This window comes from Paraburkholderia denitrificans, assembly GCF_042655705.1.
In the GTDB taxonomy this organism is placed as follows: Bacteria; Pseudomonadota; Gammaproteobacteria; order Burkholderiales; family Burkholderiaceae; genus Paraburkholderia; species Paraburkholderia denitrificans.
Genome location: NZ_JBHSMP010000030.1, coordinates 1 through 22544, shown reverse-complemented (window position 1 = coordinate 22544; position 22544 = coordinate 1). Strand labels below are relative to the sequence as shown.

At 63.5% G+C, this 22544-nt stretch carries 22 protein-coding genes; 9 read left to right on the top strand and 13 right to left on the bottom strand.

The features are described 5' to 3' along the window. Window positions 1–38 precede the first annotated feature (38 nt). Window positions 39–1577, bottom strand: coding sequence for a MocR-like pyridoxine biosynthesis transcription factor PdxR (gene pdxR, locus ACFPTO_RS20560; RefSeq protein WP_377714244.1), 1539 nt, complete (start codon window positions 1575–1577; stop codon window positions 39–41). Between the two features lie 184 nt (window positions 1578–1761). Here pdxR and ACFPTO_RS20555 point away from each other — a divergent pair, with 184 nt between their 5' ends. From ACFPTO_RS20555 to ACFPTO_RS20540, 4 genes are all read left to right on the top strand, one after another. Then, on the top strand, window positions 1762–2856 hold the full coding sequence (locus tag ACFPTO_RS20555) for an ABC transporter ATP-binding protein (RefSeq protein ID WP_377714242.1): 1095 nt from the start codon (window positions 1762–1764) through the stop codon (window positions 2854–2856). A gap of 90 nt (window positions 2857–2946) precedes the next feature. Further along, window positions 2947–3990, top strand: a complete 1044-nt coding sequence (locus ACFPTO_RS20550; protein WP_377714240.1) for an ABC transporter substrate-binding protein — start codon at window positions 2947–2949, stop codon at window positions 3988–3990. Between the two features lie 104 nt (window positions 3991–4094). Next, complete coding sequence (locus ACFPTO_RS20545; RefSeq protein WP_377714385.1) at window positions 4095–5372, top strand: ABC transporter permease; 1278 nt, start codon at window positions 4095–4097, stop codon at window positions 5370–5372. A gap of 22 nt (window positions 5373–5394) precedes the next feature. Next, window positions 5395–6234 carry an ABC transporter permease gene (locus ACFPTO_RS20540; protein WP_296656991.1) on the top strand — a complete coding sequence of 280 codons (840 nt, stop codon included), beginning with the start codon at window positions 5395–5397 and terminating at the stop codon, window positions 6232–6234. Between the two features lie 54 nt (window positions 6235–6288). Here the strand turns inward: ACFPTO_RS20540 and ACFPTO_RS20535 are convergent, their stop codons facing one another. The 5 genes from ACFPTO_RS20535 to ACFPTO_RS20515 are packed head-to-tail and all read right to left on the bottom strand — an operon-like array spanning window position 6289 to window position 11599. Further along, window positions 6289–7773 (bottom strand): efflux transporter outer membrane subunit, encoded by a 1485-nt coding sequence (locus ACFPTO_RS20535; RefSeq protein ID WP_377714238.1) that lies wholly within the window; start codon window positions 7771–7773, stop codon window positions 6289–6291. A gap of 13 nt (window positions 7774–7786) precedes the next feature. Further along, a complete protein-coding gene (locus ACFPTO_RS20530) occupies window positions 7787–8917 on the bottom strand; it encodes an ABC transporter permease (RefSeq protein WP_377714383.1) in 1131 nt (376 codons plus the stop codon). A gap of 20 nt (window positions 8918–8937) precedes the next feature. After that, complete coding sequence (locus tag ACFPTO_RS20525) at window positions 8938–9909, bottom strand: ABC transporter ATP-binding protein (RefSeq protein WP_377714236.1); 972 nt, start codon at window positions 9907–9909, stop codon at window positions 8938–8940. Beyond that, window positions 9906–10859, bottom strand: a complete 954-nt coding sequence (locus ACFPTO_RS20520) for an HlyD family secretion protein (RefSeq protein ID WP_377714234.1) — start codon at window positions 10857–10859, stop codon at window positions 9906–9908. The genes ACFPTO_RS20525 and ACFPTO_RS20520 overlap by 4 nt, the downstream gene beginning before the upstream one ends. Then, the gene (locus tag ACFPTO_RS20515) at window positions 10856–11599 is read right to left on the bottom strand and encodes a TetR/AcrR family transcriptional regulator (protein WP_377714232.1); all 744 of its coding nucleotides are present in this window, start codon (window positions 11597–11599) and stop codon (window positions 10856–10858) included. The genes ACFPTO_RS20520 and ACFPTO_RS20515 overlap by 4 nt, the downstream gene beginning before the upstream one ends. Window positions 11600–11791: 192 nt before the next feature. On the opposite strand from ACFPTO_RS20515, the gene ACFPTO_RS20510 reads away from it, so the two are divergent. After that, entirely contained in the window at window positions 11792–12406 is a 615-nt protein-coding gene (locus ACFPTO_RS20510) for a response regulator (protein WP_377714230.1), read from the top strand. A 162-nt stretch (window positions 12407–12568) separates the two neighbouring features. On the opposite strand, the gene ACFPTO_RS20505 is transcribed toward ACFPTO_RS20510, so the two are convergent. The 7 genes from ACFPTO_RS20505 to ACFPTO_RS20475 form a co-directional block, all read right to left on the bottom strand. After that, entirely contained in the window at window positions 12569–13354 is a 786-nt protein-coding gene (locus ACFPTO_RS20505; RefSeq protein ID WP_377714228.1) for an MFS transporter, read from the bottom strand. 215 nt (window positions 13355–13569) lie between these two features. Further along, window positions 13570–14016 (bottom strand): universal stress protein, encoded by a 447-nt coding sequence (locus ACFPTO_RS20500; RefSeq protein ID WP_377714226.1) that lies wholly within the window; start codon window positions 14014–14016, stop codon window positions 13570–13572. 264 nt (window positions 14017–14280) lie between these two features. Then, window positions 14281–14859: an elongation factor P gene (locus ACFPTO_RS20495; protein WP_377714224.1), complete on the bottom strand. Its 579-nt coding sequence runs from the start codon at window positions 14857–14859 to the stop codon at window positions 14281–14283. 274 nt (window positions 14860–15133) lie between these two features. Further along, entirely contained in the window at window positions 15134–15421 is a 288-nt protein-coding gene (locus tag ACFPTO_RS20490) for a GYD domain-containing protein (RefSeq protein WP_377714222.1), read from the bottom strand. Window positions 15422–15571: 150 nt separating this feature from the next. Further along, complete coding sequence (locus tag ACFPTO_RS20485; RefSeq protein ID WP_377714381.1) at window positions 15572–15898, bottom strand: hypothetical protein; 327 nt, start codon at window positions 15896–15898, stop codon at window positions 15572–15574. Between the two features lie 236 nt (window positions 15899–16134). Then, window positions 16135–16479, bottom strand: coding sequence for a hypothetical protein (locus tag ACFPTO_RS20480; protein WP_377714220.1), 345 nt, complete (start codon window positions 16477–16479; stop codon window positions 16135–16137). Continuing rightward, window positions 16476–17210, bottom strand: coding sequence for an alpha/beta hydrolase (locus ACFPTO_RS20475; protein WP_377714218.1), 735 nt, complete (start codon window positions 17208–17210; stop codon window positions 16476–16478). The genes ACFPTO_RS20480 and ACFPTO_RS20475 overlap by 4 nt, the downstream gene beginning before the upstream one ends. Before the next feature lie 177 nt (window positions 17211–17387). On the opposite strand from ACFPTO_RS20475, the gene ACFPTO_RS20470 reads away from it, so the two are divergent. The 4 genes from ACFPTO_RS20470 (at window position 17388) to ltrA (ending at window position 22248) form a co-directional block, all read left to right on the top strand. After that, a complete protein-coding gene (locus ACFPTO_RS20470; RefSeq protein ID WP_377714216.1) occupies window positions 17388–18380 on the top strand; it encodes a pseudouridine-5'-phosphate glycosidase in 993 nt (330 codons plus the stop codon). Window positions 18381–18769: 389 nt separating this feature from the next. Further along, entirely contained in the window at window positions 18770–19147 is a 378-nt protein-coding gene (locus ACFPTO_RS20465) for a hypothetical protein (protein ID WP_377714214.1), read from the top strand. 166 nt (window positions 19148–19313) lie between these two features. Next, on the top strand, window positions 19314–20453 hold the full coding sequence (locus tag ACFPTO_RS20460) for a patatin-like phospholipase family protein (RefSeq protein ID WP_377714212.1): 1140 nt from the start codon (window positions 19314–19316) through the stop codon (window positions 20451–20453). Window positions 20454–21042: 589 nt separating this feature from the next. Further along, on the top strand, window positions 21043–22248 hold the full coding sequence (gene ltrA, locus ACFPTO_RS20455) for a group II intron reverse transcriptase/maturase (protein ID WP_377714210.1): 1206 nt from the start codon (window positions 21043–21045) through the stop codon (window positions 22246–22248). The last annotated feature ends 296 nt before the right edge of the window (window positions 22249–22544 follow it).

Genomic DNA, 22544 nt, shown 5'->3' with positions numbered 1-22544 from the left:
GGCAGATGCGCACGGCGGCGTACGGCGTGCGAGACGCTTTACGCCGTGCGCCGCAACGCGTGCGGCGCGCGCGTAAATGCGTGTTCCTCGATCACGCGCGCGAGCGTCGCGAAGGCCGGGTCGATCTGCTCGTGCGGCACGCAGGCATAGCCGGTCAAGATGCCCTTGCGCTCCTGTGTGCGGCTGTAATACGACGCGAGCGGACGCACGATCACCCCGTTGTCGAGGGCGTCCGCGGTGACCGCGCGGTCGTCGCAGTGCTCGGGCAGGCCCAGCACGAAATGCAGCCCCGCTTCGTCGCCCATCACGGGCAGCGCATCGCCGAAATGGCGCGTCACCGCGTCGATCAGCAACTGGCGGCGCTCGCCGTAGAGCGTGCGCATCCGGCGCACGTGCGAGGTCAGATAGCCGTCCATGATGAATTCCGCGAGCACGGCCTGCTGCATGAGCTGGCCTTCGCGATACAGCTCGGCGACGCCGGTGCGAAACGTGGCCGCGAGCCGCTCGGGCACGACCATGTAGCCGATGCGCAGGCCCGGAAACAGCATCTTGCCGAGGCTGCCCACGTAGATGACGCGGTCCGCATTGTCGAGGCCCTGCAGCGAGGCGATCGGGCGGCTGCCGTAGCGGAATTCGCTGTCGTAGTCGTCTTCGATGATCCACACCTTGTGTTGGCGTGCGTATTCGAGCAGCATGCGCCGCCGCGCCAGGCTCATCACCATGCCGAGCGGATATTGATGTGACGGCGTGACGAGCGCGATGCGCGGCGGCTCGCACAGGTCCGCTTCGCCCGGATTGAGCCCTTCGTCGTCGATGGGAATCGGCGCGAGCTTGAGCCCCGACGACTGCAGCACGCTGCGCGCGCCCCAGTAGCATGGCTCTTCCACCCACGCGCGGTCGCCGACGTCGGCGAGCAGGCGCACGGCGAGGTCCATGGACTGGTGGATGCCGGTCGTGATGATGATCTGGTCGGGCGAGCAGCGCACCGAACGCGCGACCCGCAGATAGTCCGACAACGCGCGCCGCAGCGGCCGGTAGCCGCCGCCGGGCGCGTAGGTGAGCAGATCGTGGCTGGCCGAGCGCCACAGCCGCGACTGCAGGCGGCTCCAGGTGCGCGACGGAAATTCGGCCACGTCCGGCACGCCCGGCATGAACGCTCCCCATTGCTTCGCCGAAACGCCGGCCTCGTCGATCAACCGTTGCCCGCGCACCGACATGTCGCCGCGCGGGCAGGCCGCGGCCGCTGTCGTGGAACCGGCCTCGGCCGACGCGTTCGCCCCGGCGGGCGGGCGCAGACCCACGGCGGCGGAATCGGGCCGCGTGTCGGCGACATAGGTGCCGCTGCCGGTGCTCGAAATCACATAGCCTTCCGCGCTCAACTGGTCGTAGACATGCAGCACCGTATTGCGCGCGATATCGAGGTCGAGCGCGAGCGTGCGCGAGCTGGGCAGCTTCGTGCCCGGCGCGAGCCGGCCGGTCAGGATGGCCTGCTGCATCAGTTGCAGGAGCTGGCGGTAGGCCGGTTCGGCGCTGTCTTTGTCGAGCTGTGCCGAGAGCCAGTCAGACAAAATGTCCATGGCCAAGTGGTTCCATCAGGAATAATGAAATGGCTCCATGACGTGGAGCCGTGAGCGTCTATAGTAATCCGGACGTCAGATCTGGTTAATGCGCCATGCAGCATTTTTAATCGCGCCGGATCAGCGGGGGTGGCCCGAAAGAGGCTTCAACCCGTGGTGACAGAAAAAGCAAGGAGACAGTGCGATGAAGAATTCTGACGTGATCGTCAGCTTTCGTGGCGTCCGCAAGACCTACGACGGCGAAACGCTGGTGGTCAAGCAACTCGACCTCGACATCTATCAGGGCGAGTTTCTGACGCTGCTTGGGCCGTCCGGTTCGGGCAAGACCACTTGCCTGATGATGCTCGCGGGTTTTGAGTTCCCCACCGGCGGCGAGATCCGGCTCGACGGCAAGCTGCTCAACAACGTGCCGCCGCACAAGCGCGACATCGGCATGGTGTTCCAGAACTACGCGCTCTTCCCGCACATGACGGTCGAGCAGAACGTCGCGTATCCGCTCGGCGTGCGCAAGGTCCCCACGAACGAGCGCGCCCAGCGCGTGAACGACGCGCTCAAGATGGTCCGCATGGAAAGCTTCGCGAAGCGCTATCCGGCGCAGCTTTCGGGCGGCCAGCAGCAGCGCATCGCGCTTGCGCGCGCACTTGTTTTCCAGCCGAAACTCGTGCTCATGGACGAGCCGCTCGGCGCACTCGACAAGCAACTGCGCGAGCATATGCAGTACGAACTGAAGTCGCTGCACGAGAAGCTCGGCGTCACGTTCGTCTACGTCACGCACGACCAGGGCGAGGCGCTCACGATGTCCGACCGCGTCGCGGTATTCGACAAGGGCATCGTCCAGCAGCTCGACACCGTCGACAGTCTCTACGAATCGCCGTGCAATGCATTCGTCGCGAACTTCATCGGCGACAGCAACCGCCTGCGCGGCACCATCGCCGCCGTTGACGGCGAGTTCTGCGAACTCCATCTCGCCGACGGCACGCGCCTCACGGGCCGCAACGTGGCGGGCGCGAAGGCGGGCAGCGGAGCCGTCGCGTGCATCCGGCCCGAGCGCATGAAGCTCGCCGTGAACGGCGCGGCGCGCGCGGGCTTGAATGCGATCGCGGGCGAGGCACGCGGGCTGATCTATTTTGGCGACCACGTGCGCATGCGCTGCGGTCTGCCGCAACAGGACGAGTGCTTCGTGAAAGTGCCGCTCGGCACCGAAGCGCTTGCAGGGTTCGCGCCCGGGCAGCCGGTCGCGCTTGAATTCGCGCCGGAACATCTGCGCGTGTTCGCCTGAGCGGGCGGCCCTGGCGGGCCGGTTCGCTGTCGTCGAGGAGACCGGGCGGAACGTCCGGCATGACAACCACCAAGGAGAAGGGACAAAACCATGAGGAAGATCGGCAACACGCGCGTTGCAGCGATCGCGGCTGCGCTCGCACTGTCATTCGGCGTCGCACACGCCTCGGAACTGACCGTCGTGAACTTCGGCGGCGCGAACGGCGATGCGCAGAAAGCAGCGTTCAATGAGTCGTTCCAGACCAAGACCGGCAACAAGGTCACGGTCGTCGAATACAACGGCGAGCAGGCCAAAGTGAAGGCGATGGTCGAGGCGAAGCACGTCAATTGGGACGTGGTCGAAGTCGAAACCGGCGATATCGCGCGCGGCTGCGACGAAGGTCTCTACGAGAAGCTCGACTGGTCGAAGCTCGGCAACAAGGCCGACATCATGAAGGCGGCGCAGCAACCCTGCGGCGCGGGCATTTTCGTGTGGTCGACGGCGATGGCCTATAACGCCGATACGCTCAAGACCGCGCCGACGAGCTGGGCCGATTTCTGGGACGTGAAGAAATTCCCGGGCAAGCGCGGCATGCGCAAGGGCGCCGAGTACAACCTCGAATTCGCGCTGATGGCCGACGGCGTCGCGCCGAAGGACGTCTACAAGGTGCTCGCGACGAAGGCCGGCCAGGACCGCGCGTTCAAGAAGCTCGACGCACTGAAGCCGTACATCCAGTGGTGGGAAGCGGGCGCGCAGCCGCCGCAGTTCCTCGTCGCGGGTGACGTCGTGATGTCGACGGTCTACAACGGCCGCATCGACGCCGCGCGCCGCGAAGGCAAGAACCTGAAGGTGGTCTGGAACGGCAGCATCTACGATCTGGACTACTGGGCGATTCCGAAGGGCTCGCCGAACAAGGCGCTGGCCGAGCAGTACATCGCGTACACGATCTCGCCGCAGCCGCAAGCGCAATACGCGCAGCACATCGCGTACGGCCCGGTGAACCAGAACGCGATCAAGGGCCTCGACGCGAAGACGCTCGCGGATCTGCCGAACTCGCCTGCCAACGCCAAGAATGCGGTTCAGCAGAACCTCGCGTTCTGGACGGACCACGGCGACGAGCTGGAGCAGCGCTTCGCATCGTGGGCCGCGAAGTAAGCGTGTGAAAGCAGGAGTGGCCGCGCGCGCCTGATTTGCAGAATGTGCGCGCGGCTTGCTGTATCGAGCAGGTGGTGAGGCTGAGGAGACAAGCTGTGACAACGATGACGACCGTGACCAACGCCGCCGACACCGCAGGCGAACCGGCCGCCCGGCTCAAGCGCGAATTGCGCGTGGCGCAGGCGAAGAAGCGCACGATGGCGCTGATGCTGATCGCACCGCTCGCGATTTTTCTGCTGCTGATATTCGTCGTGCCCATCGCGGCACTGCTTACGCGCGCCGTGCAGAACCCCGAAGTGGCCACGGCGCTGCCGCAGACGATCACGGCGCTGCGCGGGTGGGACCGCAAGAGCACGCCGCCCGACGCGGCCTACGTCGCGCTCACGCAGGATCTCGGCGCCATCCAGGACGGCGAGGCGATGGGCGCGCTGGCGCGTCGCCTCAACGTCGAAATTCCGGGCTTTCGCTCGCTCGTGGCGAAGACCGCGCGCGCCATGCCGCTCGCCGACGACGACGGCCATCCGCTCACGCTGACGCCCGCGCAAACGCGCGCGAAGCTCGTCGAGTTCGACGACCGCTGGGGCGACGTGAGCTACTGGCAGGCCATCGCGAAGAACAGCGGGCGCTATTCGCCGTTCTATCTGCTCGCGGCGCTCGACCATCGTCAGGATGCGTTCGGCAGCATCCAGCCCGCCGATGCCGACCACCAGATCTACCTCGATGTATTCGGCCGCACCTTCACCATCAGCGTGTTCGTGACGATCTTCGCGCTGTTGCTCGGCTATCCGCTCGCCTACTGGATTTCGACGCTCTCGGATCGCCGCGCGAACCTCGTGATGATCATGGTGCTGATTCCGTTCTGGACGTCCATCCTCGTGCGCGTGGCCGCGTGGATCGTGATCCTCCAGGGCGAGGGCCTCGTCAACAAGTCACTGATGAGCATGGGACTGATTTCGCATCCGCTCCCGCTGCTGTTCAACCGCGTGGGCGTCTATATCTCGATGACGCACATCCTGCTGCCGTTCATGGTGCTGCCGCTTTACAGCGTGATGAAGTCGATTCCGCCGACCTATCAGCGCGCGGCTGTCTCGCTCGGCAGCCATCCGTTCGCAGCGTTCTGGCGCGTGTATGTGCCGCAGACTTACCCGGGCATCGGCGCGGGTGCGCTGCTCGTGTTCATCCTCTCGATCGGCTACTACATCACGCCTGCGCTGCTCGGCGGCCCCGGCGACCAGATGGTGAGCTATTACGTGGCGTACTTCACAAACGTCTCGATCAACTGGGGTATGGCGTGCGCGCTCGGCGCACTGCTGCTCGCGGCGACGACGGTGCTGTACTTCGTCTATGGGCGCTTCACGCGCTCGCAACTGAGCCTCGGCTGACGCCATCACGGAGACGCAAGCGATGAAATTCGCCAAACCCCTTTTTGCGCCGCACACCTCCGGCATGGAGCGTCTGTGGTACTTCGTGATGCGCGGCCTGTGCGTGCTCACACTGCTGTATCTCGTGCTGCCGGTGCTCGCCATCGTGCCGCTGTCGTTTTCGTCGAGCACCTTCCTGGTCTATCCGATTCCGGGCTGGTCGCTGCGCTGGTATCAGAACCTCGTGATGTCCGACGAGTGGCGCATGGCCGCGAAGAACAGCTTTATCGTCGGGCCGTCGGCCACGATTATCGCGACGGTGCTCGGCACGCTCGCCGCCATCGGCATCACCAAGGCCGATTTCCGCGGCAAGGCGCTGCTCATGGCGATCCTTATTTCGCCGATGATCGTGCCGGTCGTGGTGGTCGGCGTCGGCATGTATCTGTTCTTTGCGCCGCTCGGTCTTGCCAACACGTACACGGGCCTGATCCTCGCGCACGCGGCGCTCGGGGTGCCGTTCGTGGTGACCACCGTGTCGGCGACGCTGCAGGGCTTCAACTACAACCTCGTGCGCGCGAGTCTCTCGCTCGGCGCGAACCCGTTGACGACGTTCTTCCGCATCACGCTGCCCGTGATCGCGCCGGGCGTGATGTCGGGTGCGCTGTTCGCGTTCGCGACGTCGTTCGACGAAGTGGTCGTCACGCTGTTCCTGGCGGGCGCCGACCAGACGACGCTGCCGCGCCAGATGTTCACGGGCATTCGCGAGAACATCAGCCCGACCATCGCTGCGCTCGCAACGATTCTGATCGTGTTCTCGACGTGTCTGCTGCTTTCGCTCGAATGGTTGCGCGGCAGAAGCGCCGCGCGGGCGGTGAAGGCTTGATGGACAAACGGCACCTGCGGGTGCCGTTTTCGTTTGCGTGGTCTGCGCGCAAGGTCACTGCGCCGTTTTATCCGGCAGCGCGGCGCCGCCCAGGGCCTGATAGAGCGCGGCCGTATCGGCGAGCCGGTCGGCTTGCGCACGCGTGCGATCGAGCGAGGTCTGAAGCGCCGCGCGCTGCGCATCGATCAGATTGAACTCGCTGACTCCACCCGCCGAATAGCGCGCGTAGGCCGTCGTCGCGTTCGCCTGCGCTTCGCGCGCGGCGTCGTTGCGCGACTGCAGTTCGAGCGCATCGTCTTGTAGCGCACGCAACGAATCGGCGACCTGTTGCAGCGCCTGCAGCACGGTCTGCCGATAGTCCGCGAGCGCAGCGTTCAACGCGGCCTCCGAGCCGCGCTTTTTCGCGTGCAGTTCGCCGCCGCGAAAAAGCGGTTGCGTTATCCCGAGTCCGATATTCCAGACGTTCAGCCCATCGAGGAGATCCGCGACGCGCGTGCGCTCCGTGCCTGCGCCTGCGGAGAGCGAGATCTGCGGATACAGATTCGCCGTCGCGACGCCGACGTTTGCGCTCGCCTGATGCAGCAACGCTTCGGCGGCGCGAATATCGGGCCGCTCGCGTGCGAGCGTCGAAGGCAGCGTGAGCGCAACGGTGTCGGGCAGCTTCAACGTATCGAGCGAGAGCGCATCGAGTTGCGCCGCGTACTGCATGCTCGACGGCTCGACGCCCAGCAGGATCGCCAGCTGATGATCGGTCTGCGCAAGCTGCGTCGCAAGCGGCGGCAGCGAGGCGCGCGTTTGCGCGAGCAACGTGCGCTGGCTGCGCACGTCGATATCGGCGATACCGCCTGCGGCGAGCCGCTTCTCCATGATCGACAACTGATGCGACTGGGCGTCGATCAATTGTTGCGTGAGTTCGATCTGACGACGCAGCGAGGCGCGCCGAACCGCCGCCGACACCACATTGCCCGCCACGGAAAGACGCGCCGCTTCGAGTTCGTAGGCAGCGTAATCGACCTGGGCGAGCGTCGCTTCGAGTGCGCGGCGATTGGCGCCGAAGATGTCGAACACATACGACACGCTGACCGACGCGTCATAGAGCGTGAACGGCTGCGGATTCGGCACGGAGTTGATGCCGAACGATGCGAGATCGACTTTCTGGCGCGTGCCGGAAAGCCTGGCGTCGATGGACGGGAACTGCGTGGCGCCCGCCTGCGCGTTGTAGTTTTCGCGCGCCTGAACGAGTTTGGCGCGCGCGGAATCGAGCGTCGGACTGGCCGCGAGCGCGGCATCGACGAGCTGATCGAGCGCCGGGCTGCCGAACTGCGTCCACCACGCGCGCGGCGCAGTCGAGGCGGCGACGAAGTGCTGCGCGCCGCCGCCCGCGCCGCCGGGTGCCGCGGTCGCGGCGGGCGTTGCTGTCGTTGTGTCTCGCGTGAAGGAGGCCGTTGCGGGTGGCGCGGGCGCGTGGAAGTCGGGGCCGACGGCGCAGCCCGCGAGCATCAGCGCGAGTGTGGCGGTGGAGAGCGCGAAGCGTTTCATCGTCGCGTGCCTCCTAGTCGAGCGTGCGTCGGTAGAAGCGCACGGCGATCGTCATGACGATCGCCATGAACACGACGAGCGGCCATACCGAGGGCCACAGGTCGCTCCAGCCGTTGCCCTTGAGCAGGATGCCGCGCACGAGCCGGTTGAAGTACGTGAGCGGCAGCAGGTTGCCGATGTACTGCGCCCAGCGCGGCATGCCCGCGAACGGGAACATGAAGCCGGACAGCAGCACGTTCGGCAGGAAATAGAACACGGTGAGCTGCATCGCCTGCAACTGGTTTTGCGCGAGCGACGAGAGCGTGATGCCGACCGTGAGATTCGCGGCGATAAAAAGCAGCGCCGAGACATAGAGCGCGAGAAGACTGCCCGCGAACGGCACATGAAACACGAAGCGCGAGGCGAGCACGATGATCGTGGCCTGCACGAGGCCGATCGCCACATACGGCACGATCTTGCCGGTCATGACTTCGAATGGGCGCACCGGCGTCGAGAGCAGGTTTTCCATCGTGCCGCGCTCGCGTTCGCGCGTGATCGCGAGGCCGGTCATCATCACCATCGTGATCGTGAGAATCACGCCCATGAGGCCCGGCACGACGTTGTACTGCGTGATGCCTTCGGGGTTGTAGAGACGGTGGATCTGCACGTCGAATGCGGCGGGCGCGCCGTTCAAATGCGCGAGCGGTCCCGTGAGATCCTTCGCGGCCACGGGCGCGACGAGCCCCGGCAGCGCCGCGATGGCGGTGGTGATCGCGGTGGGATCCGTTGCGTCGGCTTCGACGAGCAGCGACGGTTTTTCGCCGCGCAGCAGCCGCCGCGAAAAATCGACGGGAATGCTCAGCACGAACTGCACCTTGCCGCGCGCGAGTGCGTGACGCGCCGCGGCTTCGTCGGGCAGCGTTTCGATCACGTCGAAATAGGCCGAATTCTTCATTCCCGCGATGAAGCTGCGCGAGAACACGCTGTCGTCGCCGATCACGACTGCGGTGGGCATGTGCTTCGGATCGGTATTGATCGCGTAGCCGAACAGCGTGAGCTGAATGATCGGCAGGCCGATGATCATCGCGAAGGTGATGCGGTCGCGCTTCAGTTGCAGGAATTCCTTGAGCACGATGCTCCACCATCGCGCCAGCGAGAACCCCATCGAGAATCCGCCGGGCCGCTTCACGACGCTGCTCCATAGTTGTCCGCGACGTGGCTCATCAGATAGATGAAGACGTCTTCGAGGCCGGTGCCGATGCGCTCGGTGCGCAGCGATCTGCCCGCCGAAACGCGTTCGATGGCGGCGGCGAGCGCCGCATGATCGCGTCCGCTCGCGTGCAGCACCGAGCCGAACACCACGGTCTGATCGACGCCGGGCATCGCGCGCAACTGCGTCGAGAGCGCGGTGAGCTGCTCGCCGTGAATCGCCCACGTCTGGAGATCCTGCGAAGCGATGATGTCGGCGGCGCTGCCCTGCGCGAGCAGCTTGCCGTAGGCGATGTACGCGAGCTTGTGACAGCGCTCGGCTTCGTCCATGTAGTGCGTGCTCACGAGCACCGAAATGCCGCGCGCGGCGAGCCGGTGGAGTTCCTCCCAGAAATCGCGGCGTGCGTTGGGATCGACGCCCGCGGTGGGTTCGTCGAGCAGCAGCAGTTTCGGCTCGTGCAGCATGCACGCCGCGAGCGCGAGACGCTGTTTCCAGCCGCCCGAGAGCGCGCCGGTGAGCTGGCTTGCGCGGCTCGCGAGCCCGAGCGATTCGAGTGCGCGGTCAACGGCTTCGCGGCGGTTGGGCATCTCGTAGATGCGCGCGACGAAGTCGAGATTCTCGCGGATCGTCAGGTCTTCCCAGTATGAGAAGCGCTGCGTCATGTACCCGACATTCCGCTTGATCTGCTCGCTGTCGCGCCGGATGTCGTAGCCGAGGCAGGTGCCCGAACCGGAGTCGGGCGTGAGCAGACCGCACATCATCCGGATCGACGTGGTCTTGCCGCTGCCGTTCGGGCCGAGAAAGCCGAAAATTTCGCCGTGCGCGACACGCAGCGAGACGTCGTTGACGACGTGCTTGTCGCCGAAACGCTTGTTCAGCTTCTGGACGTCGATCGCATAGCCGGGTTCGATGGCGCGGCCGTCGTCGCGAAGATCGGTCGTGCTCATTGCAGCCGCACCGCGACGGGTTGGCCCGGATGCAGCTTGACGGCGTCGTCGCGCGACGGATGCGCCTCGATCATGAAGACGAGCTTCGCGCGGCTCTCGTTGCTGTAAATGAGGGGCGGCGTGTATTCGGCGGCGTTCGAGATCCACGTGATCGTCGCGGGGATCTCGGCGCTGCAGCCGTCGCAGTGAATGGCGACATGCCGGCCCGTCGCGAGCGTGCCGACCACGGATTCAGGCACGAAGAAGCGGACCTTCACGTTCTGCGGCGGCAGGAGTTGCACGACGGGGTTGCCCGCCTGCACCCATTCGCCGACGCGAAAGAGCGTGTCATGCACAAGCCCCGCGCTCGGCGCGGCCACATGCTTCTGGTCGAGCTTCCACTGGGCCTGCGCGAGCGCCGCACGGGACGCTTCGACCTGCGCCGCCTGCGCGACGAGCTGCGCCGTGCGGCCGGGGAGCCTGGAGACCGTCACCTGGTTTTGCAGTTCGCGGACCTGAGCGGCGGTTGCGGCGGCGTTCGCGCGCGAATCATCGAGTTGCCCTTTGGGGATGCCGCCTGCGGTGAATTGCGCTTCGTCGCGCGTGAGCTGCAACGCAGCCTTGCTTGCGTTCGCAACGGCCTGCGCGAGCTGGGCCTCGGTGACGCGTACCTCGGGCGGACGCTTGCCGGTCTGCAGATCGGCAAGCTGCGATTCGGCGGCGGCGAGCTGATGGCGCGCCTCGTCGCGTGCGGCGGTTTCGTTGCCGGATTCGAGTGCGAAGACGGGTGTTGCGGCTGCAACGTTCTGGCCGCGCTGCACGTCGAGTTCTGTCAATGCACCCGATTGCGACGACGACAGATACACGTATTCGCCTTCGACATAGCCCTGCCAGGCGGGTGCCTGTTGCTGCGAGCAGCCTGCGAGAGCGCCTGCGGCGCACAGGGCGAATGCGGGCCATGCGCGCTTCATGTTGCGCTCCCCGGAGCATGATGCGCCTGCGGCGTCACGGTGTTGTCGGGCGGAACTTGCAGCGCTGCCGAGAGCAGCGCGCTGACGTGCCGGTGCAAGACGTCGCGCTCGATTTTCGGCAGGCCGCGCGTGCTCTGCCAGGTTTTGGCGGTGGCGAGCGGCAGCATGACGAGCGCAAGAATCGACATGAACAGCAACGGTGCTTCGAGCGCGGGATTGATCGCGCCGTCGCGCTGCGCCGCGCCGATGCGCGATGCGAAGCGCTGCAACTGATCGATCGGCAGAACCTTGAGCATGCGCTCGCGCAGCAGGCCGCCTTCGTTGACGATCTCGCGCAGCCACAGCGGCGGCAGCCATGGCATGCGCGCGGTCACGTCGAACATGCGCGCGACGAGGTCTTCCACGAGCGCGTGCGCATCGCGTTCGTCGCCGCTCTCGACGCTCGACCAGACGAAGGCGATCGAACGCGCGATGCGCTCGTCGACGACGGCATCGAGCAGCTTTTCGCGGTTGGTGAAGTAGTAGTGGACCATCGCCGAGGTGACGCCCGCCGCGCTGGCGATTTGCGCCATCGTCGTGGCGGCGATGCCGCGCTCGGCGAAGAGTTGGGTGGCGCAGGCGAGCAGCCGTTCGCGCACGTCGAGATCGGCATTGGCGCGGCGTCGCCCGCGCGGCCGGGGCTGCGCGCTCTCTGGCTGTGACGCGTGCGGCCTGGCAGGGGCAGCGGGACGTTTGAGCATGCGTGTAGTCTAATTCACGAATTAGTTAAATTCAAAGTCCCTGCGCCGGGTGCTGTTTAGGGCGGTATCAAGGGTTAACCCGGATCAATGGTTCCGTATTCGTTTCAGACTTATCCGATACAAAAGTATCGCTGCGTCCTTCAGGCTTTGGGGTTCGTGCCGAAAGGCTTTCGAGTTCAGATCCTGAGAAACATGGACCAGAAAATGAAGCGCATCGTCGTGATCGACGACCAACCTATCGTGCTCAAGACGCTCGTCAACGTGCTGAACGCGGAATACGAACTTGTCGGCGAATGTGGCGACGGCGAAGAAGGGCTGCGAATCGTGCAGACGCTGAAGCCGGATCTGACGATTCTCGATCTCGAGTTGCCGAAGCTCGACGGCCTTTCCCTGATTCGCACCATTCGCGCCTCGCAGCCGGACACGCGCATTCTCGTGCTGTCGGCCAAGCCGGAACTGGTGATGGCGAATCACACGCGCATTGCCGGTGCGAGCGGCTACGTCAGCAAGAGCCGGGGCGTGGAAGAACTGTGCAGCATCGTCAAGGCGGTGCTGATCGGCTACGACTGCTTTCCGGCAGGCTGCTGCGGCACCGCGCGCGATGCGTCGCTCAACGGGCTTTCGCCGCGCGAGGTGCAAGTGCTGCAATATCTGGCGCGCGGCGTGAGCAACAAGAGCATTGCCGAGCGTCTCGGGCTCTCCGACAAGACAGTCAGCACGTACAAGACGCGCGCGCTCGACAAGCTCGGTGTGTCGTCGCTGGCGGCGCTCATCGAGTTCGCCACGCTTAACAAGCTGATCGAATAGCGGCAGAAAAGCCGCGCTTGCTTGAAACAGCGTGCGCAGCATTCGACATCGAACTACGCCAGCCCGATGACGTTCGAGAAGAATCGGGCCGCCGCTCAGCAAGAGCAGGCGGCCCGATTGCCTCAGCCGATGGATACGTCAAACAGAAGCAAGCTCGTCAGATCATGCCTGCTTTTCCAGGGTGGATTCAGCTTCGTGTGTGCCGTTGGCGGCTCCACTGGCGCCCCCAACGCTCGTGACCTGCAGACGCGGGACGACTGCGAGACTGATCAGCGATAGCGCAGTAGCGCCCGTGCACAGTAGTCCGACACCCCAGTCATCGAGTATCCCCGCGCCAACGAATGCGCCGGTGCCGATTGCTCCGTTGAAAATTGCAACGTAGATGGCCGATGCGGGCAATGCAGCGATTGCATAGAGTCGCCGCAATTGCTTGTTACTCAGGACCACCTTAAAAACGGAGCGATTCAACGGCTCGCTTCCGACTGTGCGCGGCAACAGGGCAGCCAGCGCAAGGCCTGTCAGTAACGAGAGAACCGCGAGGCATGTGAAGCCGACACGCCACCCTCCGTGGTTGGAGATCAGGTTAACAAGCGGGACGCCAATTACGCTTGCGGCCGACACCCCGCCAAAAATGATGGCTGTGGCGCGGCCGACCTGGCGTGTTGAAACGAGTTGGGCGCCCAACGTACCCACCATTGTCCAGAACGCACCATGGTTTTCGGTCCGCAGAGGCGCCTGCCTCGCACCGAACTTGCTTACCTGTATTCGATAGAATGAGTACGCGCGATGTCGCGGCGCTGCGGGAGGCGAAGCGATGCGCCGCGTAACGCCGTACCGGTAACGCTGCAGACCTGACTGGAAATGAATGCGTGCAAGATTCTGTCCGGCGTCGAGATGGCCGCGCTTTCCATCACATGCGCCGCTGCCAGACAATATCAGCGTCAACATAGAAGCCATCGTCGCCGTGCGGGATTGAATGGGGCGCCAAAGAGGTTCTGGCTGTCGAGAGTCGGATCACGGTTCACTGCGGCGATCGCAGTAGACACCATCGAGGATCGGGTGTGCGTCCTTCATACGCCAGGCCAGATCCGTCAGCACCCCGCCAGCCACTCGTAGCTTCGTCGACAAGTGCTTCTCCGACGTGATCCGCATACCCTCCTGAATCATCGATGCTGCTTTGCGACAGCCAGCCGGTCGCGCACGATCGTGACCGAGCACGGCGCATATGCGATCACTTGCCTCGCGACGGAGCCCAGCAGCCAACGATCAAAGGCAGTACGTCCTCGATGCCCCACAACGACGTGGTCAATATTATGTCGCTCGGCATACACCACCAGTTCCTTGGCCGGATTCCCGACAATCACCTCGCATTGGACGGTTACTCCGGATAACCCGAGCATTCCCTCGAGCTCGATGATGAGGTCCTGACCGTGGTGTTTTTCAGTCTCAATCAGCCCAGGCCGCTCGTAGTCCAGCCTACCCCACTCGGGCGGACGAGCAACCGCGAGAATGTGCAGCCGCGCCCCTTCCTTTTCAGCCAGATTTTTTGCGAAGCGGACTGCCTCCTGTGCGGAAACAGAGCCATCGTAACCCGCGAGAATGTCGTGCATGATTGCCTCCAAACACGTATCCGGATCTCTTGCGAGCATTCCGGAACACCCTGCAATGGTCGCGTCGCAAGCCGGGTGCGCGTGAACTACAGGTGCGACCAACATCAGAATACGTTGCGGTAGAGATGCGGTCGGTCATCGCGCTCAGCACCGAGCTTCAGCAAAATCGGTCCGCCGCCCTTTGGCGCCGCACTAGAATCCACGGCATGGTAGCAATTAGGAATATGAACGAACAGGCTTTCCAGCACGGCCAATCAGCACGAGTCATGGCTTTCGCGTTTCTCGCCTTATCCGCTCAACGTATTTTCCTGACGCGACCTCGATTCGCACCGTATCCCCTTCCTTGATGAACTGGGGAACGAGAACTTCCATGCCGTTCTCGAGCGTGGCCGGCTTGAAGGTGGAGGTTGCATGCTCGTGCACGCCCGGCGGCGCAGACACCACACTTAATTCGATCGCCTGCGGAAACGCGATGTTCACCGGCTCGCCTTCATAAAGCGCGACCGGGATTCGCATATTGGGCTGAAGAAATTTTTCGTATGCGCCAATGATTTCCGAGGGCAAACTGATCTGCTCGAAGGTGTCGGGATCCATGAAGTAGAAGGCGACACCATCCGTATACAGATATTCCATCTCCTTGTGATCGAGCGCGATTTCCTCGAGCCTGTCGCTCGGGTGTAGCCGCAACTCCCTGATGTGCCCGGTCTTCAGGTTCTTGACCCTGGCAAACACTGCGCTACCCTGCTGGCCCCCGCCAGCATGGTACCCCGCGGTGGCAACGCTATGAAGTTCGCCTTCAAGCATGACGACCACGCCCGGCTTCAATCCGGAAGCTTCAACCATTTGCCTGTCTCCGCCTTGCCAGCAAGGTGACTGCATCTTCAGCGTGGCACTTCCGCGAACCGCCAGCAACCGGCCTGCAAACGCACGTCTACCGCTTGCCTGGCGTGCCCGGCGAACGATGCTCCTGGGGCATTGGTCTCCAGACTCGCTTCGCCCAGCGGCCCGAAGCGTGGCCCGCAGCCCGGGGTGAAACGCAACATTAGGGCCTGTTCACATTAACAACGGGCTTGCGCTGGCGCATTTCTTCGCATCGGGCCCGATCCGTCGATCTGCGCTATAGGGCCGCGATGAAGTCGTTCCACGGCGTTGCCTGCAGGGTCTCCGTGGCGGCGTGTCCATAGCCGCGGATGATTAAAGCCGCCAGTTCGAGCTGCTTCAGATCGTTCGACTCGACGACGTCCAGAACGTCGAAGCGCCCGAGAGTCAGATAGCTGTCCTTCCAGGTGACGGCAGGGCATTCGGTCCTGATTTTTTCGGCCACGGTGGCGGCGAGCTGCTTCAGTTCGCCGGGATCCGTGAATGTGTCAGGAGCGAGACGGCTCAGGATGACATACGTAGCCATGGCATACCTCCGGGCAATGAATTGCCCCGCTATCGGGCGAGGCAGTCGCACGGAAGCAGGCGGCCGCGCGTCAAGCAGAAGCGTTGCGGTGCGTTCCGGCGCGCCGAAGCGAAATTAGCCCCGGCGGATTGGACCGGGGCTCTTAGCAGGTCAGTGCAGCTGTCGCTTCAGGTCGGAAAGTTCAGAATGCATTGAACTGACGGTATCCACGATTCCAGCGGCGAGCCCTCTGGCCTGTTGGCAAGCGCGCTCCGCACGCTCACCGATCCGTTCGAGATCATCGACGCACTGGCGAATGCGATCCTCATCCGTGGACGACATGATCTTCTTTGCCGACTTGCATTCCTTTTCGAGTTCAGCCATCCAGTTCATCAAGTGCTGCGGAGTCGTCGTGTCGGCGTGCATGGTACGTGATGCCTCGCTAACGGTTTGCTGCAGATGAGTAAAGCGCTTTTGGATTTCACTGGCTTGCAACATAATGCTCCCCTTCTTGAACATCAGTTCCAGATGAATTCAGGCAGCAGATGACGGTGTGTTGCCCAAGCCGTCGCCATTCGCCTGCTTCCGTTGGCGGCCAGCGACGTTGCATTGCGTCAAAGCGGCACCGGGGCATGCGAAGGACGCCTCTCCAGTGTAGGTCACAATCGGTCGCCTGCACCGGTCCGCACGGTACCCGACGAAATCAGTGTCGCAGCCGTAAAGTTGTGCACCGGTCACCGCCCGGTCAGCATCCGAAGGATTTTCTGCACGAGGCATTCGTGCCGCTCGAGCGCCTCATCGAGCGTCCTTGCGCCATAGCTCTCGTTGTCCTCTTGCGCTTCCATTCCGGCGATGCGCGTCACGAAGAGCGCGGGTTCGCCCGTCGTCGCGTCGGCCACCCCGCGAAAGCGCGTTGTGACCGTCACGCCCGACTCTTCAAGCAACGTGCGGCGAAAGATCAATTCGTTCTCGGCCATCCAGCGCGACCACTCGCTACGCTCGAACACCTCGACAGGCCTGTTCTTCGCGTCGAGGACGTAGAAGCGTTCACACCGCGGTGCGACAGAGCGGGATTTCATTGTTGCGAAGGCGCGAGAAGGAAACCGATCGCCTCCCGCCACCAGCTATCGTCGACATATTCAATCCAGTCGTTATGCTCAGCCGCCTCCACGGTCTTCAGTTGCTTCGGATTATTAAGCGTGTGATGGAGCGCCTCGCCGAAGCGTGCGGGGACGATGCTGTCGCATTCGGCAACCACGACGAGAACCGGGCGGTCAAACGCTGCCAGGTGGGTCACGCTGTCGTATCGGTCATGCATCAGCCACTTCACGGGAACCCATGGGTAGTGGAAAGCGGCGACGTGCTCGAGCCTGTCCCATGGCGTGATAAGCAGCAAGCCGGCGATCTTGTCGCGTTCACGCGAGCCAGCCGCGGCGACCACCCCAGCCCCGAGCGATTCACCGATGAGCAGCACGGGGGCGCCGTAGAGACAATGGGCAAGCTCGATGGTCTCTTGCGCATCTGCGACCAGACTTTGTTCATCTCGCGTGCCCTCGCGTGGCCCATAGCCCGGATATTCTGCGAGTATCACGCGCAGTCGCAGCCGGTTGAGCGGCGCGGCGTAGAAAGAACGGTGTCCCGCGTGCCCAGCATTGCCATGAAAGATAATGGCCGTGCCGCGCACGTTTCCGGGTGGTTCGGCGATGAGGCCCCGGAACGCCTCCATTGTCGGCCAGGCCACAAGTCGATCGGAAACGACGTCCCCGACTGCAGCCTTCTCAGGAAAGTAGATAAAGCGTTCCTGCAACATGGCAACGCCTGTCAATACGATCGACACGCGAAGGCGCGTCGCAGCTCCATTCTTCGCTCAAGAGCCTCGTCCTTGCGCGACGGGGATACTGGCAGAGGACGCCCCGTGCCCGGCAATGCGCCGTGAAGCGCCCCTATGCTGCATCCTCAAGTTCACGATACCCGAAGACGCAATCACATGGTTGCAGACCTCGCACACTCCTGGTTGACGTTCAGCACGTCTGTAGCCGCTGCAAAAGCCGCCGGCCGGCCGCTTGTCGCGCTGGAGTCGAGCATCATCGCTCACGGCATGCCCTACCCGGAGAATATTCGCACCGCGCGCGAAGTGGAGGACCTGATCCGTCTGATGGGGGCTGAACCCGCGACGATTGCGCTGATCGGAGGGCGAATCCACATCGGCCTGTCTGACGACGAGCTGGAACTGCTCGGCCGTTCGGGCCAAGTACAGAAGGTTAGCCGCCGCGACCTGCCGGCCGTGCTGGCCGCCGGCGGGATCGGTGCCACGACAGTGGCTGGCACGATGATATGCGCCGCGCTGGCCGGCGTTGAGGTTTTCGTCACTGGAGGCATTGGCGGCGTGCACCGGGGCGCGCAGGAAACCTTTGATATCTCGGCCGACCTGCAGGAATTGGCGAAGACCTCGGTGGTGGTGGTTTGTGCCGGTGCGAAGTCCATCCTGGACATCGGGCTCACATTGGAATACCTGGAAACGCACGGCGTGCCGGTGCTCAGTTGCGAGCAAGACAATTTCGCTGCGTTCTACACGCGCGACAGCGGCTTTCGCGCGGACTTCAGGCTGGACGACGTAGCGGACCAGGCGCGCTTCATCCGCACCAAGTGGGACCTGGGCCTCGAGGGCGGTGTATTGTTAAGCACTCCGGTGCCGGAAGCGGCAGCGATGCCGCCCGAAGAGATCAACGCGCTGACTCAGCAGGCGCTCACCGAGGCCTCTGCGCAAGGCATTACCGGCAAGGCCGTGACACCCTTCCTCCTGGCCCGCATCCAGGCGCTGACGGGCGGGCGCAGCCTGGCGACGAACATCGCGCTCGTGAAACACAATGCCGAGGTCGGGGCGCGGCTGGCGCTGACGCTGGCACACGTAGAGCGCGGGCCAGGCGGGACTCGGACGAACCGGAACAGTTGGACGGACAGCGCCTCGCGCGTGCGGTGAACACCCAACCCACCTTGCGAGCCGGTTTGACCTTGTTTGACCTCGTCACAGCTCAGTTAGATCGAAGTTGCTGGGATAAGCGATTGCGGGGGCCGTCGCGCTACGCTGCGTGCCTTGTCCGCGTGCCATTCATGAAGTAGATTTTTCTAATGAGATCCAGGGCGGGGGGACTGCCATGGAACTGAGTGTGGAACGCGTCGATGTTTGGGCAGCTACCATCGACGACAAACCGGGCGGCCATTTGAATGGCGAACGAAGCACCGGGCATGGCGGCAAATCCCGATGCCAGGGGGAGGTCGGGAGTGATGAAAACACCGACGACCAGAAGGCGGGTACTTCGGGCGCTTTCGCTCTGAACTATTGTGGCCGGCACGGCAGCTGGCGGTGCATTGCTGTTCGAGCTGTCGGTGATCGGCCATGCCGTGAGCGATTTCCGCCTGGAAGAGGCAATAGCGCAAGCAGGCATCGCGCGTGGCGAGCCGGCTACGCCCGAGGAACGCATCAATCCGCCCTGGCTGAAGCAGTTCGGGCTGGACCGCAACCTGTACAAGGACACTCACGGACACTTTTCGCCGAAAGGTGCTGACTGGCGGCAATGGGGGTTGCGAACCAAGGTCGCAGCCATTGTGACGTGGCTCGGTCACGATCCACCGGGAACGTGGTGGACCTATGCTCAGATCGAGTGCGTTGACTGGTTTCCTCAAGCGCACGCCGACAGCGAGCCGATTGTCGATGTTGCCGACGCCTGCCTCGGCGAACCGCATTGATCGACACGCAGCCAGTCTGTGCGCTGCCGCCTTCGCATCGCCACCATGAGCCCACCGCTCCGGGGAATTTGAAACGCGGTGCAGCGAACCGCTTCCCCCAACGGTGAAACTACGCGTGTGGCGCCTTACCCAGGTCGCGCTAACGAAAAGATCAGCGAGGCAATCGATGAAAGTGAACCGGCCGGCGCGCATGGAGTTGCCCGGGCAAGTCGTACTCGTCTTTCAGGGTGGTGGCGCGTTGGGCGCGTATCAGCTTGGTGTTTACCAGGCGATGGACGAAGCGGGCATACAGCCGGATTGGGTGATCGGCACCTCCATTGGCGCGATCAACGCAGCCTTGATCGCCGGGAATCCACCGGAGCGCCGTTATCGGCGGCTGGCGGAATTCTGGAACCGGGTGACCGACCGCACCCGCCTGGACGTGCCTGCTGCCTGGCCTGGCTGGGACAAGATCTTTGCGAAGTGGATGATCATCGGCGGCGGCATCGAGGGATTCTTTCAGCCCAATCCGGCATCCTGGCTCGGGCCGCTCGCCCGGCTCGGCGTGGATCGAGCGTCGTATTACCTGATTGCGCCGTTGCGCGATACGCTTTGTTCGCTGGTCGACTTCGATCTGCTGAACGCCGGGCATCCGCGACTGACCGTGGGCGCAGTTCACGCGTGCACGGGCGCGATGCGCTACTTCGACTCGCGCGACCAACGGCTGAATGCCTCGCACGTCATGAGCTCGGGCGCGCTGCCGCCCGCGTTCCCGGCCGTGCGGATTGACGGAGAGCCGTATTGGGACGGCGGCGTCTATTCCAACACCCCGGTCGAGGTAGTGCTGGATGACAAGCCCCGCAAGAGTTCGGTCATCTTCTCGGTACAGGTGTGGAACCCGATCGGCCCTGAGCCGGAAAACATATGGCAGATCTCGGAACGGCAAAAGGACATCCAGTACGCCAGTCGCACCGACAGTCACATCGCGCGTCAGCAGCAGATACACCGTCTGCGCCATGTGATCCGCGAACTGGTCAAGCGCTTGCCGGAAGCCGAGCGCGCCTCACCCGAAGTAGAGGCGCTTGCCGCCTGGGGGTGCCAGACGACCATGCGTCTGATCAAGCTCGCCGCGCCCCGCCTGGACGGGGACGACCAGTTGAAGGATATCGATTTCACCCCAGACGGCATTGCTTCCCGACAGCGCGCGGGCTATGAAGCAGCAAAGCGGGCCATTGCCGCGCGCCCGTGGGACGCACCGATGGACCCAGTAGAAGGACTGACCGTCTACAGCGCGGAGGAAGACGTAACCGGTGAAAGACGCGTTTGACGCCAGGTTCAGCAGGCTGTTGACGCCTCAGGGACATCGCCGTTGCCCGCTGGCACGAATGACCGCTTGCCCGTGCAAGAAGCCGTCGATGTGTCGGTATTTCGATCGACCGCTTCGGGTGTGCGCCGTGAAAAGGCGGCGTTTTCCAGCGGGTGCAAGCCCCGCCCGGCAACCGCTCCAGCCGGAAGCAACCGGAGCAGCTATGGAGGTAACGAAGTGGCTGAAGCCTTCGGTGATGCGTGTCACGAATTGGTGACAGCGCGAGTGTGCAGGCCGTAACGCGAGTGAACGCCGAGCAAACCTCGAAAAGGTCGATGCGCAGGCCGACCCGACAACCCTATCGGGGAAGGCTGATACGGCTGGGTGAATGAGCAGGCTGGACGCCCAGTCGCTGCGCCGGGGTAGTGGCGACAGCATGTACACAAGGAAAGCGTACGCAACACGGGAAGTCCCTTGGCGTGGTCAGGGATGACCAACCGGACGCCCGCGAGGGACAGGCCGGGCGCCTTGGGATGACGGAGAGGCCCGTAGTACCGATGAAGCCGGGTATCGCTTTTATGCTCTGTACGACAAGATCTATCGTGAAGATGTGCTGGCGCACGCGTACGCCCAGTGTCGCTCGAACAGGGGCGCGCCCGGTGTCGATCGCCAGGACTTCGCGGAGGTCGAAGCGTACGGGCTGCAGAAGTGGCTCGGCGAACTGGCGCTTGCGCTCAGGCAGGAGACGTACCAGCCGGACCCTATCAGAAGAGTGTTTATCCCGAAGGCCAATGGCAAGCGGAGGCCGCTAGGCATCTCGACCCTGCGTGATCGGGTATGCATGACGGCAGCAATGCTGGTGCTCGAACCGATCTTCGAAGCGGACCTTCCGCCAGAGCAGTACGCTTACCGCCCGGGGCGAAATGCCCAGCAAGCGGTGACCGAGGTGGAGGAGCGGCTGCATCGAGGGCAAACGGATGTCGTTGACGCTGACCTGGCGGACTACTTCGGCAGTATTCCGCACGTCGAGTTGATGTTGTCGCTCGCGCGACGTATCGTTGATCGGCGTGTGCTGCATCTGATCAAGATGTGGCTGGAATGCCCCGTTGAAGAAATCGACGACCAGGGCCGGAAGAAACGCACGACGGAGGCTCGAGATAGCGGACGCGGCATTCCGCAAGGGTCTCCCATCTCACCCCTACTGGCGAATGTGTACATGCGCCGGTTTGTGCTGGCGTGGAAGAAGCTCGGTCTTCAGCGCAGTCTTGGCAGTCGAATCGTGACCTACGCAGATGACCTGGTGATCCTGTGCAAGCGAGGCAAAGCTGAAGAAGCGTTGTCGCGACTACGCGAGATCATGAGCAAGCTGAAGCTGACGGTCAACGAGGAGAAGCCACGAATCTGCAAGGTGCCGGAAGGTGAATTCGACTTCCTGGGCTTTACGTTTGGGCGCATGTACTCAGCAACGACTGGTCAGGCCCGTATGGGCATGAAGCCGTCGAAGAAGAGTATCCGGCGCATGGTCGAAAAGATTCATGCAATGACCGCCCTCAAAACGGCATGGCAAGAGACCACGGAACTGGTGGGCAGGTTGAACCGCACGCTGCGCGGCTGGGCGAACTACTTCCAGGTAGGGAGCGTCAGCCGAGCATACCGAGCAATCGACAGCTACACCGCGACGCGGTTGCGCCGGTGGCTACGCAACAAGTACAAACTCAGGCGTCGCAGGGGCGGGAGCTATCCATCCTCGCACCTCTACGGGCACTTCGGTCTCGTACGGTTGAGCGCACGTGGGGGTGTAGCCTGGCGTGTGTGAAGGCGTGATGTCTTGTCCGAGAGCCCAGTGCGGGAGATCTGCACGCTGGGTTCGATGAGCGGGATGTGGAAACGGGGTTACGGCGAGGTTATTCGGGCACCGCCAGACGAAAGGGGCGGCAACAGACAAACCGGGCCTACCGCTACCGCGCCGCATCTCGACTCTACCGTCTGATGCCAATTGCATGGATGCGTCGACTGACGACCGGGAGGCGATCCATCGGTCGGAGTGCGTTAAGGGTTATTGGACGTCTGCCCTCAACCACATGGCCGTGAGTGTGCCGCGGCGCGTGTGGG

Bases quoted from the DNA above. Each gene is read 5' to 3' on its own strand.
- pdxR (WP_377714244.1), bottom strand. From the start codon at position 1,577: ATGGACATTTTGTCTGACTGGCTCTCGGCACAGCTCGACAAAGACAGC.
- ACFPTO_RS20555 (WP_377714242.1), top strand. From the start codon at position 1,762: ATGAAGAATTCTGACGTGATCGTCAGCTTTCGTGGCGTCCGCAAGACC.
- ACFPTO_RS20550 (WP_377714240.1), top strand. From the start codon at position 2,947: ATGAGGAAGATCGGCAACACGCGCGTTGCAGCGATCGCGGCTGCGCTC.
- ACFPTO_RS20545 (WP_377714385.1), top strand. From the start codon at position 4,095: ATGACGACCGTGACCAACGCCGCCGACACCGCAGGCGAACCGGCCGCC.
- ACFPTO_RS20540 (WP_296656991.1), top strand. From the start codon at position 5,395: ATGAAATTCGCCAAACCCCTTTTTGCGCCGCACACCTCCGGCATGGAG.
- ACFPTO_RS20535 (WP_377714238.1), bottom strand. From the start codon at position 7,773: ATGAAACGCTTCGCGCTCTCCACCGCCACACTCGCGCTGATGCTCGCG.
- ACFPTO_RS20530 (WP_377714383.1), bottom strand. From the start codon at position 8,917: ATGGGGTTCTCGCTGGCGCGATGGTGGAGCATCGTGCTCAAGGAATTC.
- ACFPTO_RS20525 (WP_377714236.1), bottom strand. From the start codon at position 9,909: ATGAGCACGACCGATCTTCGCGACGACGGCCGCGCCATCGAACCCGGC.
- ACFPTO_RS20520 (WP_377714234.1), bottom strand. From the start codon at position 10,859: ATGAAGCGCGCATGGCCCGCATTCGCCCTGTGCGCCGCAGGCGCTCTC.
- ACFPTO_RS20515 (WP_377714232.1), bottom strand. From the start codon at position 11,599: ATGCTCAAACGTCCCGCTGCCCCTGCCAGGCCGCACGCGTCACAGCCA.
- ACFPTO_RS20510 (WP_377714230.1), top strand. From the start codon at position 11,792: ATGGACCAGAAAATGAAGCGCATCGTCGTGATCGACGACCAACCTATC.
- ACFPTO_RS20505 (WP_377714228.1), bottom strand. From the start codon at position 13,354: ATGTTGACGCTGATATTGTCTGGCAGCGGCGCATGTGATGGAAAGCGC.
- ACFPTO_RS20500 (WP_377714226.1), bottom strand. From the start codon at position 14,016: ATGCACGACATTCTCGCGGGTTACGATGGCTCTGTTTCCGCACAGGAG.
- ACFPTO_RS20495 (WP_377714224.1), bottom strand. From the start codon at position 14,859: ATGGTTGAAGCTTCCGGATTGAAGCCGGGCGTGGTCGTCATGCTTGAA.
- ACFPTO_RS20490 (WP_377714222.1), bottom strand. From the start codon at position 15,421: ATGGCTACGTATGTCATCCTGAGCCGTCTCGCTCCTGACACATTCACG.
- ACFPTO_RS20485 (WP_377714381.1), bottom strand. From the start codon at position 15,898: ATGTTGCAAGCCAGTGAAATCCAAAAGCGCTTTACTCATCTGCAGCAA.
- ACFPTO_RS20480 (WP_377714220.1), bottom strand. From the start codon at position 16,479: ATGAAATCCCGCTCTGTCGCACCGCGGTGTGAACGCTTCTACGTCCTC.
- ACFPTO_RS20475 (WP_377714218.1), bottom strand. From the start codon at position 17,210: ATGTTGCAGGAACGCTTTATCTACTTTCCTGAGAAGGCTGCAGTCGGG.
- ACFPTO_RS20470 (WP_377714216.1), top strand. From the start codon at position 17,388: ATGGTTGCAGACCTCGCACACTCCTGGTTGACGTTCAGCACGTCTGTA.
- ACFPTO_RS20460 (WP_377714212.1), top strand. From the start codon at position 19,314: ATGAAAGTGAACCGGCCGGCGCGCATGGAGTTGCCCGGGCAAGTCGTA.